Annotated in this window: 15 protein-coding genes; 4 read left to right on the top strand and 11 right to left on the bottom strand. The window is 72.2% G+C overall.

Going from position 1 to position 14,674, the window contains the following annotated elements:
* Positions 1-100: 100 nt before the first annotated feature.
* The 9 genes from hpnD to ACIGXJ_RS31845 form a co-directional block, all read right to left on the bottom strand.
* Complete coding sequence (hpnD, locus tag ACIGXJ_RS31885; RefSeq protein WP_399652770.1) at positions 101-1,051, bottom strand: presqualene diphosphate synthase HpnD; 951 nt, start codon at positions 1,049-1,051, stop codon at positions 101-103.
* Positions 1,048-1,980, bottom strand: coding sequence for a squalene synthase HpnC (gene hpnC, locus ACIGXJ_RS31880; RefSeq protein WP_399652768.1), 933 nt, complete (start codon positions 1,978-1,980; stop codon positions 1,048-1,050). The genes hpnD and hpnC overlap by 4 nt, the downstream gene beginning before the upstream one ends.
* Before the next feature lie 343 nt (positions 1,981-2,323).
* Positions 2,324-3,094, bottom strand: a complete 771-nt coding sequence (locus ACIGXJ_RS31875; RefSeq protein ID WP_399652766.1) for an ABC transporter ATP-binding protein — start codon at positions 3,092-3,094, stop codon at positions 2,324-2,326.
* On the bottom strand, positions 3,087-4,016 hold the full coding sequence (locus ACIGXJ_RS31870; RefSeq protein ID WP_399652764.1) for an ABC transporter permease: 930 nt from the start codon (positions 4,014-4,016) through the stop codon (positions 3,087-3,089). Before ACIGXJ_RS31870 ends, ACIGXJ_RS31875 begins: the two co-directional genes overlap by 8 nt.
* 104 nt (positions 4,017-4,120) lie before the next feature.
* Positions 4,121-5,002 carry a glycosyltransferase family 2 protein gene (locus ACIGXJ_RS31865; protein WP_399653297.1) on the bottom strand — a complete coding sequence of 294 codons (882 nt, stop codon included), beginning with the start codon at positions 5,000-5,002 and terminating at the stop codon, positions 4,121-4,123.
* 5 nt (positions 5,003-5,007) lie between these two features.
* Positions 5,008-5,787, bottom strand: coding sequence for a CDP-alcohol phosphatidyltransferase family protein (locus tag ACIGXJ_RS31860; RefSeq protein WP_399652762.1), 780 nt, complete (start codon positions 5,785-5,787; stop codon positions 5,008-5,010).
* Positions 5,765-6,826: an iron-containing alcohol dehydrogenase family protein gene (locus ACIGXJ_RS31855; protein WP_399652760.1), complete on the bottom strand. Its 1,062-nt coding sequence runs from the start codon at positions 6,824-6,826 to the stop codon at positions 5,765-5,767. Before ACIGXJ_RS31855 ends, ACIGXJ_RS31860 begins: the two co-directional genes overlap by 23 nt.
* Complete coding sequence (locus ACIGXJ_RS31850) at positions 6,814-7,566, bottom strand: sugar phosphate nucleotidyltransferase (protein WP_399652757.1); 753 nt, start codon at positions 7,564-7,566, stop codon at positions 6,814-6,816. The genes ACIGXJ_RS31855 and ACIGXJ_RS31850 overlap by 13 nt, the downstream gene beginning before the upstream one ends.
* Positions 7,563-9,368 carry a DUF5941 domain-containing protein gene (locus ACIGXJ_RS31845; protein WP_399652755.1) on the bottom strand — a complete coding sequence of 602 codons (1,806 nt, stop codon included), beginning with the start codon at positions 9,366-9,368 and terminating at the stop codon, positions 7,563-7,565. The genes ACIGXJ_RS31850 and ACIGXJ_RS31845 overlap by 4 nt, the downstream gene beginning before the upstream one ends.
* A gap of 303 nt (positions 9,369-9,671) precedes the next feature.
* On the opposite strand from ACIGXJ_RS31845, the gene galE reads away from it, so the two are divergent.
* The 3 genes from galE (at position 9,672) to idi (ending at position 12,468) form a co-directional block, all read left to right on the top strand.
* The gene (galE, locus tag ACIGXJ_RS31840; RefSeq protein WP_399652751.1) at positions 9,672-10,643 is read left to right on the top strand and encodes a UDP-glucose 4-epimerase GalE; all 972 of its coding nucleotides are present in this window, start codon (positions 9,672-9,674) and stop codon (positions 10,641-10,643) included.
* Between the two features lie 125 nt (positions 10,644-10,768).
* Positions 10,769-11,710, top strand: coding sequence for a cation diffusion facilitator family transporter (locus ACIGXJ_RS31835; RefSeq protein WP_399652748.1), 942 nt, complete (start codon positions 10,769-10,771; stop codon positions 11,708-11,710).
* Between the two features lie 164 nt (positions 11,711-11,874).
* Positions 11,875-12,468 carry an isopentenyl-diphosphate Delta-isomerase gene (gene idi, locus ACIGXJ_RS31830; RefSeq protein WP_399652746.1) on the top strand — a complete coding sequence of 198 codons (594 nt, stop codon included), beginning with the start codon at positions 11,875-11,877 and terminating at the stop codon, positions 12,466-12,468.
* A gap of 33 nt (positions 12,469-12,501) precedes the next feature.
* On the opposite strand, the gene ACIGXJ_RS31825 is transcribed toward idi, so the two are convergent.
* Positions 12,502-13,011, bottom strand: a complete 510-nt coding sequence (locus ACIGXJ_RS31825; RefSeq protein ID WP_399653294.1) for an ATP-binding protein — start codon at positions 13,009-13,011, stop codon at positions 12,502-12,504.
* A 291-nt stretch (positions 13,012-13,302) separates the two neighbouring features.
* Here ACIGXJ_RS31825 and ACIGXJ_RS31820 point away from each other — a divergent pair, with 291 nt between their 5' ends.
* The gene (locus ACIGXJ_RS31820; RefSeq protein ID WP_399652742.1) at positions 13,303-14,052 is read left to right on the top strand and encodes an enoyl-CoA hydratase/isomerase family protein; all 750 of its coding nucleotides are present in this window, start codon (positions 13,303-13,305) and stop codon (positions 14,050-14,052) included.
* Here ACIGXJ_RS31820 and ACIGXJ_RS31815 read toward each other — a convergent pair.
* Positions 14,039-14,674, bottom strand: a complete 636-nt coding sequence (locus ACIGXJ_RS31815) for a DJ-1/PfpI family protein (RefSeq protein ID WP_399652740.1) — start codon at positions 14,672-14,674, stop codon at positions 14,039-14,041. The genes ACIGXJ_RS31820 and ACIGXJ_RS31815 overlap by 14 nt on opposite strands.

Below are 14,674 nucleotides of genomic sequence, written 5' to 3'. Positions count from 1 at the left end.
ACTGCACGTCCTCCCGCTGAAGTCAGGGACGCCGCCCGGCCGCGCGGGGTTGCCCCGCGCCCGGGGGCGGTGCGGTCGGCTCGGCCGGTGCGGTGGCGCATCAGGCGCGCCTCCTGACCGTGCGGCGCACGACGTGGCGGGTGTCCAGGCCGGAGAGTCCGCGGACGGCGACGTATGCCTTCTCGTGGCCGGGGAGGGAGACACGGCCGCGCAGGACCGCCTCGGGGTCGCGCTCGATGCGGTCGAGCAGGCGGCGGTAGATGCCGGCCATGGCTGCGACGCAGGCGCCGCTGCGCCGGTCGAGCAGGGGCAGCAGCCGGTAGCCCTCGGCGAACAGGGCGCGCGCCCGGCGGACCTCGAAGTGCACGAGCCCGGCGAAGTCGGCGCCCTCCGGCGGCGTCGGGCCGTCGAAGCCGGCCGAGCAGCCGAACTTGGCGAGGTCGTCGGCGGGGAGGTAGGTGCGGCCGCCCTGGGCGTCCTCACGGACGTCCCGGAGGATGTTGGTGAGCTGGAGCGCGAGCCCGAGCGTGTCCGCGTACTCGGGCGCGCGTTCGGCGCCGCGCGCCCCCGGTGCGGTGCCGAACACTCCGAGCGAGAGCCGGCCGATGGCGCCCGCCACACAGCGGCAGTACGCCTTCAGGTCGTCCCAGGTCTCATAGGTCTCGCCGCGTACGTCCATCAGGACGCCGTCGATCAGTTCGTCGAGGCCCCCGAGCGGGATGGGGAAGGCCTGGGCCGCATGGGTGAGGGCGACCGCGACCGGGTCGGTGTCGTCCTCGGCGACGCTGCCCGCGCGCACCCGGGCGAGCATCGCGCGGGTGTCCTCCAGCCGGGCGGCCTTCACGTCGCCGTCGAGCGCGCCGTCGCCGATGTCGTCGACCCGGCGCGAGAACGCGTACAGCGCCGACATCGCCCGCCGCTTGGGCGTGGGCAGCAACCGGATGCCGTACGCGAAGTTCCGCGCCTGCTGTTCGGTGACGGCCTCGCAGTAGCTGTAGGCGGCGAGTACCGGTGCGGGCACGAGTGGATCGGGCTCCACGGTCCGGATCACCCCTCTCCTCGCAGAGTCACGCCCACCTCACGCAGCAATCGGAACCTGCCGGATCGGGGCGGGCCGGGAAGTACGTCGTGTTCGGCGGCGGCGATGGCGCCGAGCGCCGCCCTTCCCCCTGCCACGAACCCCGCGAGCAGCAGCCTCAGCCTGCCGCGGACGCTCCTCACCAGGGGGGCGCCCTCGTCCAGCAGCTCGCGGGCGCGTCCGGCCTCGTACGCGACGAGGGCGCGCACCGACGCGCCCGCGGTCCTCGCGGCGAGGTCCGCCTCCTGGACGTGGAATCGCTTCATGTCCTCGGCGGGCAGGTAGATCCGGTCGCGGCCGAGGTCCTCGGCCACGTCCTGGAGGTGCTCGACGATCTGCAGGGCGGTGCAGATCGCGTCGGAGCGGCGGACGCGCTCGGGGGTGGAGGTGCCGGTGACGGCGAGGACGAGCCGCCCGACGGGGTTGGCGGACAGCTCGCAGTAGGCGAGCAGGTCGTCGTAGGTCTCGTAGCGCCTGACGAACTGGTCCTGGCGGTTGGCGGCGATCAGCCCGAGGAACGGTTCCGGGGTGAGCGCGCGGCGGCGGACGGTCGGCTGCAGCCGGCGCAGCAGGGGGTGGCGGGGCACGCCGTCGAAGACCCGGCCGAGGTCGGCCTCGAAGGCGTCGAGCAGGGCCATGCGGTCCTCGGCCCGCTCCGCGGGGACGCCGAGGAGGCGGGCGTCGGCGCCGCCGGGGGCGAGGTCGCCGTCGCCGATGTCGTCGACGAGCCGGGCGAAGCCGTAGACGGCCATGAGGTCGGTGCGCCAGGCGCGGGGAAGGAAGAAGGGGGCCACGGGGAAGTTCTCGGCCGCGGCCTTGTCCAGGGTGTCGCGCTCGGGGTCGCCGGTCGGCGCGATGCGGGTTCCCGTCACCGTTCGCTGCCCTGGGCTGGGACGGCGCATGCCTCGCGGAGCCGGGGAGTTTCCGTAGCCATTGCCGTCACATCTCCCGTTCTACACTGCCGACCCAATACACACTATTTCGGACACGCCGCCCGGCGCTCGCCGCGGTGCCCGGGTGGGCGGTGTCGCGCATTATCGCCCCACTTGCCGTGATTGGGCACCGGTACAGCTTACGTTGTACAACGCGGCGCGGACCGCGGGGGTGTCCCGCACATCACAAGACAACACCGATTGCCGCCCAAGGTTGCTGCGGGCGACCGGAGTTGACGTTTCCTTTGCGCGTGCGTGGCACAAGGAGGGCCCCGCCGCAGCACGTCCGGCGGGGCCCGAGGCGGTCACCGGGTCATCTGGCGGTGAACTTCTCGTACTCCCTGAGCACCTCGTCGGTGGGGCCGTCCATGCGCAGCTCGCCGCGTTCCAGCCACAGCACCCGGTTGCAGGTGTCGCGGATGGACTTGTTGTTGTGGCTGACCAGGAACACCGTGCCGGCCTGCTTGCGCAGCTCGCGGATGCGGGCCTCGGAGCGCTTCTGGAAGGAGCGGTCGCCGGTGGCGAGCGCCTCGTCGATCATCAGCACGTCGTGGTCCTTGGCCGCGGCGATGGAGAACCGCAGCCGGGCCGCCATGCCCGAGGAGTAGGTGCGCATCGGCAGGGTGATGAAGTCGCCCTTCTCGTTGATGCCGGAGAAGTCGACGATGTCCTGGTAGCGCTCCTTGATCTCCTCGCGGGACATGCCCATGGCGAGGCCGCCGAGGATGACGTTGCGCTCGCCGGTGAGGTCGTTCATCAGCGCGGCGTTCACGCCGAGCAGGGAGGGCTGGCCGTCGGTGTAGACCTTGCCGCTCTCGGCGGGCAGCAGCCCCGCGATGGCCCGCAGCAGGGTGGACTTGCCGGAGCCGTTGGAGCCGATCAGACCGATGGCCTCGCCCCGGTAGGCGACGAAGGACACGCCCTTGACGGCGTGCACCTTGCGCACGCCGCGCTCCTCGCCGCCGCGCTTCAGCATCCGGCTCAGGGCCGCGGTCGCGCTGCCCTTGCCGCCCTTGGCGCCGTTGACGCGGTAGACGATGTGCAGCTCGTCGGCGATGACGGTGGGGATGCGGTTCTCAGCCACGGCCGTACCTCTCCTCGGCCTTCCAGAAGTACACGAACCCGCCCACCATGAAGAGCACGGCCCAGCCGGCCGCGGCCGCCCAGACGTGGTCGGGCAGGTTCTTCGAGCCGTAGCCGTCGATGAGCGCGAAGCGCATCAGGTCCATGTAGATGGCGGCCGGGTTCCACTGCAGGACGTCCGCCATCCAGGCCGGCTTGTCCTGCAGCATGATCGGGATGGAGAACATCACGCCGGACGCGTACATCCAGGTGCGCATCACGAACGGCATCAGCTGCGCCAGGTCCGGGGTCTTGGCGCCGGCCCTGGCCATGATCAGGGCGAGGCCGGTGTTGAAGAGGAACTGCAGCAGCAGCACCGGCACGATCAGCAGCCAGGACAGGTCCGGGTAGCTGCCGAAGCCGGCGGTCACCGCGAACAGCACCAGCATCGAGAACAGCAGCTGCTGGAGCTGCTGGAGCGCGAAGGAGACCGGCAGCGAGGCGCGCGGGAAGTGCAGCGCGCGCACCAGGCCGAGGTTGCCGGAGATGGCCCGGACGCCCGCCATCACCGAGCTCTGCGTGAAGGTGAACACGAACACGCCGGTGACCAGGAACGGGATGTACACCTCGCGGGACATGCCGCGGTCGGCCTCGAGGATGACACCGAAGATGAAGAAGTAGACGGCCGCGTTCAGCAGGGGGGTGACCACCTGCCACAGCTGGCCGAGCTTGGCCTGGCTGTACTGGGCGGTCAGCTTCGCCTGGGAGAAGGCCAGGATGAAGTGCCGGCGGCCCCAGAGCCGGCGGACGTAGTCGACGAGCGAGGGCCTGGCACCGCTGACGGACAGGCCGTACTTATCGGCGAGCTGGGCCGCCGTCATGGACTCGTCGGGGGACGGGGGCGCGGTCACCGCGACTCCTCCGTCCTGGGTGGTCTCACTCACTGGTGGAAACTTTCGTCTTCGATGTACGCAGCCGATGCGGGCGTGGCGGGGCCGGCGGGCCGGGACTCACGGACCCCGGGCGCCGGTGTCCCAGGTCGAGCTTGTCAGATCACCGGGGGCCGGCCCAGTCGGGTCAGCCGCCACACCGTACGCCACTTCATCGGCCGGCGGGGCCCGCAGGGCGTGGTCCAGCCTTCCCGGAAACCGCCGAACCACGCCTTCAGTGCGGGACCCGAGGGCCTGCGCGCCAGGGTGAGCAGCAGCCACACCCCGAGGTAGACGGGGACCAGCGGTGCGGGCAGGTTGCGGCGGGCCAGCCAGACCCGGTTGCGGGCGACCATCCGGTGGTAGACCGCGTGCCGGGAGGGCGCGGTCGTGGGGTGGTACAGCACCATGTCCGCGCGGTAGTCGATCATCCAGCCCGCATCCAGCGCCCGCCAGGCCAGGTCGGTCTCCTCATGGGCGTAGAAGAACTCGTCGGGCAGCCCGCCGACCTCGGCGAACACCTTCGTGCGGACGGCGTTGGCGCCGCCGAGGAAGGTCGTCACCCGCGAGGAGCGCATCGGGTCGGAGGCGCGCAGCCGGGGGACGTGCCGGCGCTGGGTGACGCCGGTGTCGGGGTCGGCGATGCGGAAGCTGATGATGCCGAGCCGGTCGTCCGCCGCGAAGGCCTCGCGGCACAGCTCGGCGGTGTCGGTGCGGGCGAGCAGGCCGTCGTCGTCGAGGAACAGCAGGATGTCGACGTCGGTGCCGCCGGGGCCGAAGGCCTCGATGCCGACGTTGCGGCCTCCGGGGATGCCGAGGTTCTCGGGCAGCTCGACGGTGCGGACGACCGACGAGAACTCCGTCACGTCCGGGACCGGGGAGCCGTTGCCGACCACGACGACCTGGACCGGGTCGCCGTCCTGCTTGGCGACCGAGTCGATCAGGGCGCGCAGCTCGTCGGGGCGGTTGCCCATGGTGATGATCACCGCGCCGACCTTCATGGCACTCACTTCAGCCTGCTGGAGGCGAGGATGGACACCAGGTGCAGCAGCGTCTGGAGCACGGCGATGCCGGCCATCACCGCGACGCCCAGCCGCGAGAAGAACAGGTCGCCGCGCGCCTGGTCGGCGAAGGCCAGGACCAGGATCACCAGCGAGGCCTCGATACCGAGGATCAGCCGGTGGAACTTCAGCGCGGCGGCGGCCCTGCGGGCCAGCGCCATCCCGGAGGAGCGCATCTCGGACGCGGCCTCCTTGACCGGGGGCAGCCCGCCCTGGTGCCGGGCGACGGCGACCAGGTCGGTCTCGGCCTTGATCAGGATCGCGCCGAGCGCGGCGAGCGTGCCGAGGAACGCCCACAGCCAGTCGATACGGCCCTCGCCCCACACGTCGGCGGCACGCAGGCCGAACCCGACCAGGACGGCGGCGTCGGTGAGGTAGGCGCCGACGCGGTCGAGGTACACGCCGTTCAGGGAGTACTGCTTCTTCCAGCGCGCGACCTCGCCGTCGACGCAGTCGAGCAGCAGGTACATCTGCACCGCGACCACGCCCAGCACCGCGCCCGTGACGCCCGGCACCAGCAGGGCCGGGGCGGCGAGCACGCCGAACAGAGTCATCAGGTACGTGAGCTGGTTGGGCGTGACGCGGGTGTTCACCAGGTGGCGCGTGACCCGCAGGGACACCTCACGCATGTAGAGGCGCCCCATCCAGTGCTCACCGCTGCGCCGGTCCTTGACCCCCGGGGGGTGGACGACCGGACGGAGTTCAGCTACCGATGGCCTTGACATAGTCGGCGTAGATGTCCTTGATCTGGTCGGTTGTCAGGTCGAGGTGTTCGAGGATCGTGTAGCGGCCGGGCCGGGTCTCCGGGGCGAACTCCACGACCCTGACGAACTCGTCGGTCGTGAAGCCGATCTCCTCCGGGAGCACGGGAAGCCCGTGCCGGCGCAGCACCTCGGCCATGGCGGCCGACTCCTCGTGGGCCCCGCGCAGGTACATCGCGAAGGCCGCGCCCAGTCCGCACTGCTCGCCGTGGGCGGCGGCGCGCCGGGGGTAGAGCAGGTCGAAGGCGTGGTTGATCTCGTGGCAGGCGCCCGAGGACGGGCGGGAGTCGCCCGACACCGACATGGCGATGCCGCTGAGCACCAGCGCCTCGGCCAGCACCTGGAGGAAGCCGGTGTCGGTGACGGTGCCGGGGTGGCGCAGCACGGCCTCGCCGGCCTGCCGGGCGATGGCGGCGGCCAGGCCGTCGATCTTCTCGCCCTTGACCCGGTTGGCCAGCTCCCAGTCGGCGATGGCCGAGATGTTGGACACCGCGTCGCCGATGCCGGCCCGCACGAAGCGCGCCGGGGCCTCGCGGATGACGTCCAGGTCGATGACGACGGCGATCGGGTTCGGTACGCCGTACGAGCCGCGGCCGGCGTCGTTGTCGAGCGTGGCGACCGGTGAGCACAGCCCGTCGTGCGCGAGGTTGGTGGGTACGGCGACCAGGGGCAGGCCGACGCGGGCCGCGGCGAACTTGGCGCAGTCGATGATCTTGCCGCCGCCGAGCCCGACGAGCGCGTCGAAGTGGCCCGCCTTGATCTCGGCGGCCAGCCGGACGGCGTCGTCGAGGGTGCCGCCGCCGACCTCGTACCAGGTGGCGCCGGGCAGGGCGGGCTGGAGCCGCTCGCGCAGCCGGGCGCCGGAGCCGCCGCTGACGGCGACGGCGAGGCGGCCGGAGTGCGAGATCCGCTCGTCGGCGAGCACCCCGGCGAGGTCGTCGAGGGCACCCGGGCGGATGTCGACGACGACCGGTGAGGGGATCAGCCGGGTCAGTAGCGGCACGCGATCTCCCGTCCCCGGGCGAGATCGTCGTGGTTGTCGATCTCGACCCAGTCGACCTGGCCGATCGGCGCCACGTCGATCTTGAAGCCGCGGTTGACGAGCTCCTGGTAGCCGTGCTCGTAGAACTGCTGCGGATCGGTCTCCCAGACGGTCTTCAGCGCGTCCACGAGCTCGGGGGCGGCCTCGCCCTCGATGAGGGTCACGCCGATGTACTCGCCGGTGGCCTCGGCCGGGTCCATCAGCTTGGTGATCTTCTTGACGCCCGTCTCGGGGTCGACGACGACCTTCATCTCCTCGTCGGCCAGGTCCTTGACCGTGTCCAGGGCGAGGATGATCTGCTTGCCCTCGCCGCGGGCGGCGAGCAGGGTCTTCTCCACGGAGACCGGGTGGACGGTGTCGCCGTTGGCGAGGATCACGCCGTCCTCGAGGGCGTCACGGCCGCACCACAGGGAGTAGGCGTTGTTCCACTCCTCGGCCTTGTCGTTGTCGATCAGGGTGAGCTTGAGGCCGTACTTGGCCTCCAGCGCCTCCTTGCGCGCGTACACGGCCTCCTTGCGGTAGCCGACGATGACCGCGGCCTCGGTCAGGCCGATCTCGGCGAAGTTGCCGAGGGTGAGGTCCAGAACCGTCGGCTCGCCCTCTATGCCCGCGGGCCCCACCGGCACCAGTGCCTTGGGCAGGGTGTCGGTGTAGGGGCGCAGTCGGCGTCCGGCGCCGGCCGCCAGCACGAGGCCGATCATGCGGGTTCTCCTTCATCGTGTACGGCGGGCGCACCCCTCAGATGAGAGGCCACCCAGAAGCGGATGCTCTCGACGAGCACCACCAGGGCGACGACCACGGCAAGGGCCGTGAGCGCGAGCGTGAACTGCGAACCGGTGAGCAGCGCGGCCAGCACGGTGACGAGCAGCGTCCGCCCGTCCTGCCCCCCGATGGCGCGCACCAGCCAGGCCGGGGGCGCCCCGGCGTCGCCGCGGATGCGGTACACCGTGTCGTAGTGATGGTAGGCGACGGCCGACACCAGTCCGAAAGCCGCGGGAAGGGCCCCGTTCACCCCGGATTTCGCGGCGAGGATCAGGACGGTGCCGTACTCGGCGGCGCGGAAGAACGGCGGGACGAGCCAGTCGAGGGCGCCGGTGAGGGGCCGGGCGAGGGCGAGCGCCGAGAAGCAGACGTAGAGGACGGCGACGAGGGCGGGCAGCGGGCTGCCGTACGGGGCGACGCCGGCGGTGACCGCCAGCGCGGCGGCACCCGTGAGCGCCGAGGCGAACGGCGTCCTCAGGGGCCAGGCGACCTTGCTCAGCCCCTCGGCGAGCGGGCCGTTGTCGGACAGGTCCGCCAGCGCCCTGGCGGCGCGGTCGGTGCGCTCCGCCCTGCGGGTCAGGGAGCGCAGCACCCGGCCGGCCGTGGTGTACGTCGCCGCGAAGGCGCAGCCGATGAGCAGGGCGTAGAAGGTGATGCGGGGCGTGGTGGCCGCGGTGAGGACGGCGATCATGGCCCAGCGCTCGCCGATCGGCAGGACGATCATCCGGCGCACCCACACCGTCCAGCCGACGCTGTCGAGCTTCACGGAGAGGGCGGCGGTGGGGCTGGTGTTGGCGGTGGTGTCAGTGCCTGCGACATGCGCCTCGTTGAACGAGAAGTCGACCACGTGCCGGCAGGTCTGCAGGACCATCGCGCCGAGCGCGAGGGCCCATACGTCGTCGCCGCCGCGCGCGGCTCCCAGCGCGAGTCCGGCGTAGTAGGCGTACTCCTTGGCCCGGTCGAAGGTGGCGTCCAGCCAGGCGCCGAGGGTGGAGTACTGCAGGGAGTAGCGGGCGAGCTGGCCGTCGGTGCAGTCCAGCACGAAGGAGACGATCAGCAGGACGCCGGCCGCGACGAAGCCGCCGCGGGTGCCGGTGGCCGCGCAGCCGGCCGCGATCAGCGCGGTGAGCAGGGAGGCGGTGGTGACCTGGTTGGGGGTCAGTCCGCGGCGGGCGCACCAGCGGGCGATGTAGCGGGAGTAGGGGCTGATGAAGAAGGTGGTGAAGAAGCCGTCGCGGGCCTTCACGGCCGACTTCAGGCGTACGGCCTCGTCGTCGACGGCCCCGACGGCCTGGCGGGCCTCGTTGCGGGCCTGCGGGTCGGCCGGGACGGTGGCGACGAGGGAGCCCAGCTCGGGCCGGTGCGGGCCGTCGCCGTCCGCGTCCAGGGCGGTGATCAGGCGGTCGGCGAGGCTGTCGACGGCGAGCGGGCCGGTGCTCCCGGCGCTCTCCCGGGCCAGGGCGCGGGTGAGGGCCGGGCGGCCGGCCGGCTGGGCTGTGACGGCGCCGGGGACGGCGGCCAGCGGGAAGCGGGGGTCGGTCAGGCCGAGGCGGAGGGCGTGCACATGGCCGACGAAGCGGGGGTCCACGACGGCGACCCGCTCGTCGGCCGGGACCCGCGCCAGCAGAGCCGCGGTGTCATCGGCGCCGGAGGCCACGCGGACGTCGAAGCCGAGGGACCGCAGATCGCCCTCGATCGACGATCCGGGGACCGGCTGACCGGTGAGGATGGCGGTCGGCAACCGAACTCACTCCCTGCGTCCCGACGCGCCCGCGTCGGTGTGTACATGATGGGGACGCCCTTGGCTGAACCAGGCGGGCGGCATGTCGGCAGAGGCTATCGGATGTTGGGAAAGCCGCGTTCACCGGCCGTTCACGGTCCGGTAGACACGGTCTGCTCGTGACCTCCGTCGCGATCATCATGGGTGATCCGGGGCCGGGCAGACAAAATCACGGTTCCAGAACGGACATTCGCGACGTACGGTCGTTCCGCCGGGTACGGCCGGGCCGTGTCGCCGCCCCGGGTCCGCTTAGGGTGGCTCACCATGACGTGGCTGATCACCGGCGGTGCCGGATACATCGGGGCTCATGTGGCGCGGGCCATGGCGGCGGCCGGGGAGCGCGTGGTCGCGCTGGACGACCTCTCGGCCGGGGTCCCGGCGCGGCTGCCCGACGGCGTCCCGCTGGTGCAGGGCTCGTCGCTGGACGCGGACCTGCTGCGGCGGGTGTTCGCCGAGCACCGGGTCACAGGTGTGGTGCATCTCGCGGCCCGCAAGCAGGTCGCGGAGTCCGTCGCGCGGCCCACCTGGTACTACGCGGAGAACGTGGGGGGTCTGGCCACCCTGCTCGACGCGGTCGCCGAGGCCGGGATCCGCCGCTTCGTCTTCTCCTCCTCCGCCGCCGTCTACGGCACCCCGGACGTGGACCTCGTCACCGAGGACACCCCCTGCGCGCCGGTGAACCCCTACGGCGAGACCAAGCTGGCCGGCGAGTGGCTGGTGCGGTCGGCGGGCCGGGCGCACGGCATCGCGACGGTGTGCCTGCGCTACTTCAACGTGGCGGGCACGGCCGCGCCCGAACTGGCCGACACCGGGGTGTTCAACATCGTCCCGATGGTCTTCGACCGGCTGACCCGCGACGAGGCCCCGCGGATCTTCGGCGACGACTACCCGACGCCGGACGGCACCTGCATCCGTGACTACATCCATGTCGCCGACCTGGCCGAGGCCCACCTCGCCGCGGCCAGGCGCCTGGCGGCCGAGGACACCGCCGGCGACCTCACGGTCAACATCGGCCGCGGTGTGGGGGTCTCCGTGCGCGAGCTGGTCACCCTGATCGGTGAGGTCACCGGCGACAGACGCCCGGCCGTGGTCGAGGGCCGCCGCCCCGGTGACGCCGCCCGCGCGGTCGCCTCGGCCGGCCTGGCGGCGAAGGAACTGGGCTGGACCGCACGGCACGACGTACGCGAGATGGTCGCCTCCGCCTGGCAGGGCTGGCAGCGGCTGCACGGCCGCTGAGCCGCTGACCTGCGGTTCGTTTACGCAGGTCAGGCATATGACAACGGTGTTCAGTGCCGCGTTGCCGGATACCCCCCTCCCGTAGTTGACTGGGTGCCCCTGGCCGAACACAGGAGGGCGTTTTCATGGGGGCTGGCCATGACCACGGGCACGCGCACGGGCACGCCGCGCCGGGCGGTACGGCGACCGCGGCGTACCGCGGACGGCTGAGGGTCGCGCTGGGGATCACGCTCGGTGTGATGGTCGTGGAGATCGTCGGCGGTGTCGTCGCCGACTCCCTCGCCCTGATCGCGGACGCCGCGCACATGGCGACCGACGCCCTCGGCCTCGGTATGGCGCTGCTGGCGATCCACTTCGCGAACCTCCCCGCGAGCGCCAACCGCACCTTCGGCTACGCCCGCGCGGAGATCCTCGCCGCGCTCGCCAACTGCCTGCTGCTGCTCGGCGTCGGCGGCTACGTCCTGTACGAGGCGGTCCAGCGGTTCATCACGCCGGCGGGCACCGAGGGCGGTCCCGTGGTCGTCTTCGCGCTGATCGGTCTCGTCGCGAACCTCGTGTCGCTGACGCTGCTGATGCGCGGCAGCCAGGACAGCCTGAACGTGCGCGGCGCCTTCCTGGAGGTGGCGGCGGACGCGCTGGGGTCGGTCGCGGTGCTGATCTCGGCCGCGGTGATCCTGACCACCGGCTGGCAGCCCGCCGATCCGATCGCGTCGCTGGTCATCGGTCTGATGATCGTCCCGCGCACGCTGCGGCTGCTGCGCGAGACTCTCGACGTGCTGCTCGAGTCGGCGCCCAAGGGCGTCGACATGGCGGAGGTGCGCTCGCACATCCTGGCGCTGGACGGGGTGGAGGACGTGCACGACCTGCACGCCTGGACGATCACCTCCGGGATGCCGGTGGTGTCGGCGCACGTGGTCGTCAGCGGGGAGGTCCTCAACGCGATCGGCCACGAGAAGATGCTGCACCAGCTCCAGGACTGCCTGGGCGGCCACTTCGACGTGGAGCACTGCACCTTCCAGCTGGAGCCGGGCGGCCACGCCGAGCACGAGGCGCACCTGTGCCACTGACCCCGAGGGGGACTCCTCGCAGGTCAGTTCGGTGGTTCCGGCCCCGGCACCGGGGGCAGGCTGGTCCATCGGGCCCCACTTCCGGCGCACCCCGAGCGGGAAGTGCCGGGAGCGCCGGTTGCGTACGGCAGACTGGGGCGCGAGGACCGAGGCGAAGGATGGGTATGCCGATCACACCTGCCACCGCGACGCCGTACGCGTCGAAGGGCACCGCGGAAGCGATCTTGCTGGAACTCGTCGACGAGACCGGCGCGACGATCGGCACCGCGGAGAAGCTCGCGGCCCACCAGCCGCCCGGGCAGCTGCACCGGGCGTTCTCGGTGTTCCTCTTCGACGCCCGCGGCCGGCTGCTCCTCCAGCAGCGGGCGCTGGGCAAGTACCACTCGCCCGGTGTGTGGTCCAACACCTGCTGCGGCCACCCGTACCCGGGTGAGGCGCCCTTCGCGGCGGCGGCCCGGCGCACGCACGAGGAGCTGGGGGTCTCCCCGTCGCTGCTGGCCGAGGCGGGCACCGTCCGCTACAACCACCCGGACCCGGCCTCGGGCCTGGTGGAGCAGGAGTACAACCACCTCTTCGTCGGCCTGGTGCAGTCGCCGCTGCGGCCGGACCCGGAGGAGGTCGGCGACACGGCCTTCGTGACGCCCGCGGAACTCGCGGAACGGCACGCGAAGGACGTCTTCTCCGCCTGGTTCATGACCGTCCTGGACGCCGCGCGCCCGGCGATCAGGGAGCTGACCGGGGAAGCCTCGGGCTGGTGAGCCGCCCCCCGGGGCTCCCGGCGCCCGGCGGGCTCAGGGATGCGCGGCGGGCTTGAGCGGCAGGGCGGCCCAGATCACCTTGCCGCCGCTCGCCGTGTGCTCCACGTCGCACACGCCGCCCGCCTCGCGGGTGATCTCCCGCACCAGCAGCAGTCCCCGGCCGCCGGTCTGGCCGTGGTCGGCCTCCAGGGCGGTCGGGCGGTAGGGGTGGTTGTCCTCGACGGACACCCGCACCCACTCCGCGCCGACGGCGACCTCGACCGCCAGCATCGGCGACAGCAGGGCCGCGTGCCGGACGGCATTGGTCACCAGTTCCGAGACGATCAGCAGCAGACCCTGGACGAGGTCGTCCGAGACGGGCACGCCCTGTCGGTGCAGCAGGTCCCGCACGGCGTGCCGTGCCTGCGGGACGGAGGCGTCCATGGCGGGGGCGGTGAACCGCCAGACGCCTTCGTACGGCAACGGGTCCGGCGGACCCGTCTGAAGGGGCGCGTCCGCGCCGCCTGCTGGGCGTGGGCCCGGCCCGCACCCGTGGGTCTCCATCGTCCGGTCGCCACCCTCGCGCTCGATTGTCACCACACGTCGAGTGTTGGTAATGATTCGCTCCGCTCCGGATGACTGACCACAACTCACCGACTATCGAGCGTTTGTGACCGCCTGCGTATGACAGGGTCAGTTGTGGGACTGCTCCTGCACCCCTCGTGCCGACTTCGCGAACTATTCGGGTTGTAGGGGTTTGCGGGTGACCTTCGCCCTATTTGCCGGGGGTTCTCCACGGGCCCGGTGATCCGTCGCACACCGGCGCCGGCCGGGGCCCGGGTTAGCATCCGGCGCATGGAGCCGCAGCTGCTGCACAGCGTCACCGATTCCGTGGCCACGGTCGTGATCCACCACCCGGCCAAGCGCAACGCCATGACCGCCGCCATGTGGGCCGCGCTGCCGCCGCTGCTGGACCGGCTCGCCGCCGACCCCGCCGTACGGGCGCTGGTGCTGACCGGCGAGGGCGGCACCTTCTGCGCGGGTGCCGACATCTCCACGCTGCAGGGCTCGCCGCAGCGGGCGCAGTCGCTCGCGGTGGACGCCGAGGAGGCACTCGCCGCCTTCCCGAAGCCGACGCTCGCGGCGATCCGGGGGCACTGCGTGGGCGGCGGGTCGCAGCTGGCCGCGGCCTGCGACCTGCGGTTCGCCGAGGAGGGCGCGCTGTTCGGCGTGACACCGGCGAAGCTCGGGATCGTGTACCCGGCCTCCTCCACCCGCCGGCTGGTGTCGCTGATCGGCCCGGCCACCGCCAAGTACCTGCTGTTCTCCGGCGAGTTGATCGACGCGGGCCGGGCGCTGCGCACCGGCCTGGTGGACGAGCTGCTGCCGGAGGGCGAACTGGCCAAGCGGGTCGCGGAGTTCACCCGGGTCCTGGCCTCGCGCTCGCAGCTCACCCAGGCCGCCGCGAAGGAGTTCGCCGACGGCCGCACCGACCGTGACGCGCACTGGGCCGAGCAGGCGCGCGGCAGCGGCGACACCGCCGAGGGCGTCGCCGCGTTCCTGGAGCGCAGGGCGCCGCACTTCACCTGGACTACGTCAGGATGAAGCGGCTCCGGCCGCGGAACTCCTCCACCAGGTGGGCCGGGGCCTTCTGCGGGGACCCTGCGTCGTAGGGCGGCTGCGGGTCGTACTCGGTGAGCAGCTGCACGGCCTGGGCGTGTTCGTCGCCGGCGATCCGGCCGACCAGGGCGAGGCCCATGTCGATGCCGGAGGAGACCCCGGCGGCGGTGACGTACTTGCCGTCGAAGACGACCCGTTCGCCGGTGGACCGGACGCCGAGGCCCGCAAGGTGGTCCAGGGCGAGCCAGTGCGAGGTCGCGCGGCGGCCCTCGAGCAGCCCGGCCGCGGCCAGCAGCAGGGAACCGGTGCACACGGACGTCGTCCAGGTGCTGGTCGCGTCCACCGCGCGCAGCCAGTCGAGCAGGGCCCGGTTCTCCATCTGCTGCGTCTGTCCCGGGCCGCCGGGCACCACCACGAGGTCCGGCCGGGGCACCTCGGCGAGGGCGCGGTCGGCGACCATCGCCAGTGCGCCGGTGTCGGTGCGCACGGGTCCGGCCTCCTCCGCGACGAGGACGAGGTCGGCGTCGGGGAGGCGGCCGAGGGTCTCGTAGGGGCCGACGGCGTCGAGTGCGGTGAAGCGGTCGTAGAGCACGATCGCGATCTGCAC

Origin of the sequence: Streptomyces sp. NPDC053367, from assembly GCF_044545925.1 — a bacterium.
Classification (GTDB): domain Bacteria; phylum Actinomycetota; class Actinomycetes; order Streptomycetales; family Streptomycetaceae; genus Streptomyces.
This window is presented reverse-complemented; position numbering and strand designations above follow the sequence as displayed.

Coding starts and splice junctions, on each gene's coding strand:
- ACIGXJ_RS31825 (WP_399653294.1), bottom strand. CDS start 13,011: ATGGAGACCCACGGGTGCGGGCCGGGCCCACGCCCAGCAGGCGGCGCG.
- hpnC (WP_399652768.1), bottom strand. CDS start 1,980: ATGCGCCGTCCCAGCCCAGGGCAGCGAACGGTGACGGGAACCCGCATC.
- ACIGXJ_RS31835 (WP_399652748.1), top strand. CDS start 10,769: ATGGGGGCTGGCCATGACCACGGGCACGCGCACGGGCACGCCGCGCCG.
- ACIGXJ_RS31850 (WP_399652757.1), bottom strand. CDS start 7,566: ATGATCGGCCTCGTGCTGGCGGCCGGCGCCGGACGCCGACTGCGCCCC.
- ACIGXJ_RS31820 (WP_399652742.1), top strand. CDS start 13,303: ATGGAGCCGCAGCTGCTGCACAGCGTCACCGATTCCGTGGCCACGGTC.
- ACIGXJ_RS31860 (WP_399652762.1), bottom strand. CDS start 5,787: ATGTCAAGGCCATCGGTAGCTGAACTCCGTCCGGTCGTCCACCCCCCG.
- ACIGXJ_RS31865 (WP_399653297.1), bottom strand. CDS start 5,002: ATGAAGGTCGGCGCGGTGATCATCACCATGGGCAACCGCCCCGACGAG.
- galE (WP_399652751.1), top strand. CDS start 9,672: ATGACGTGGCTGATCACCGGCGGTGCCGGATACATCGGGGCTCATGTG.
- idi (WP_399652746.1), top strand. CDS start 11,875: ATGCCGATCACACCTGCCACCGCGACGCCGTACGCGTCGAAGGGCACC.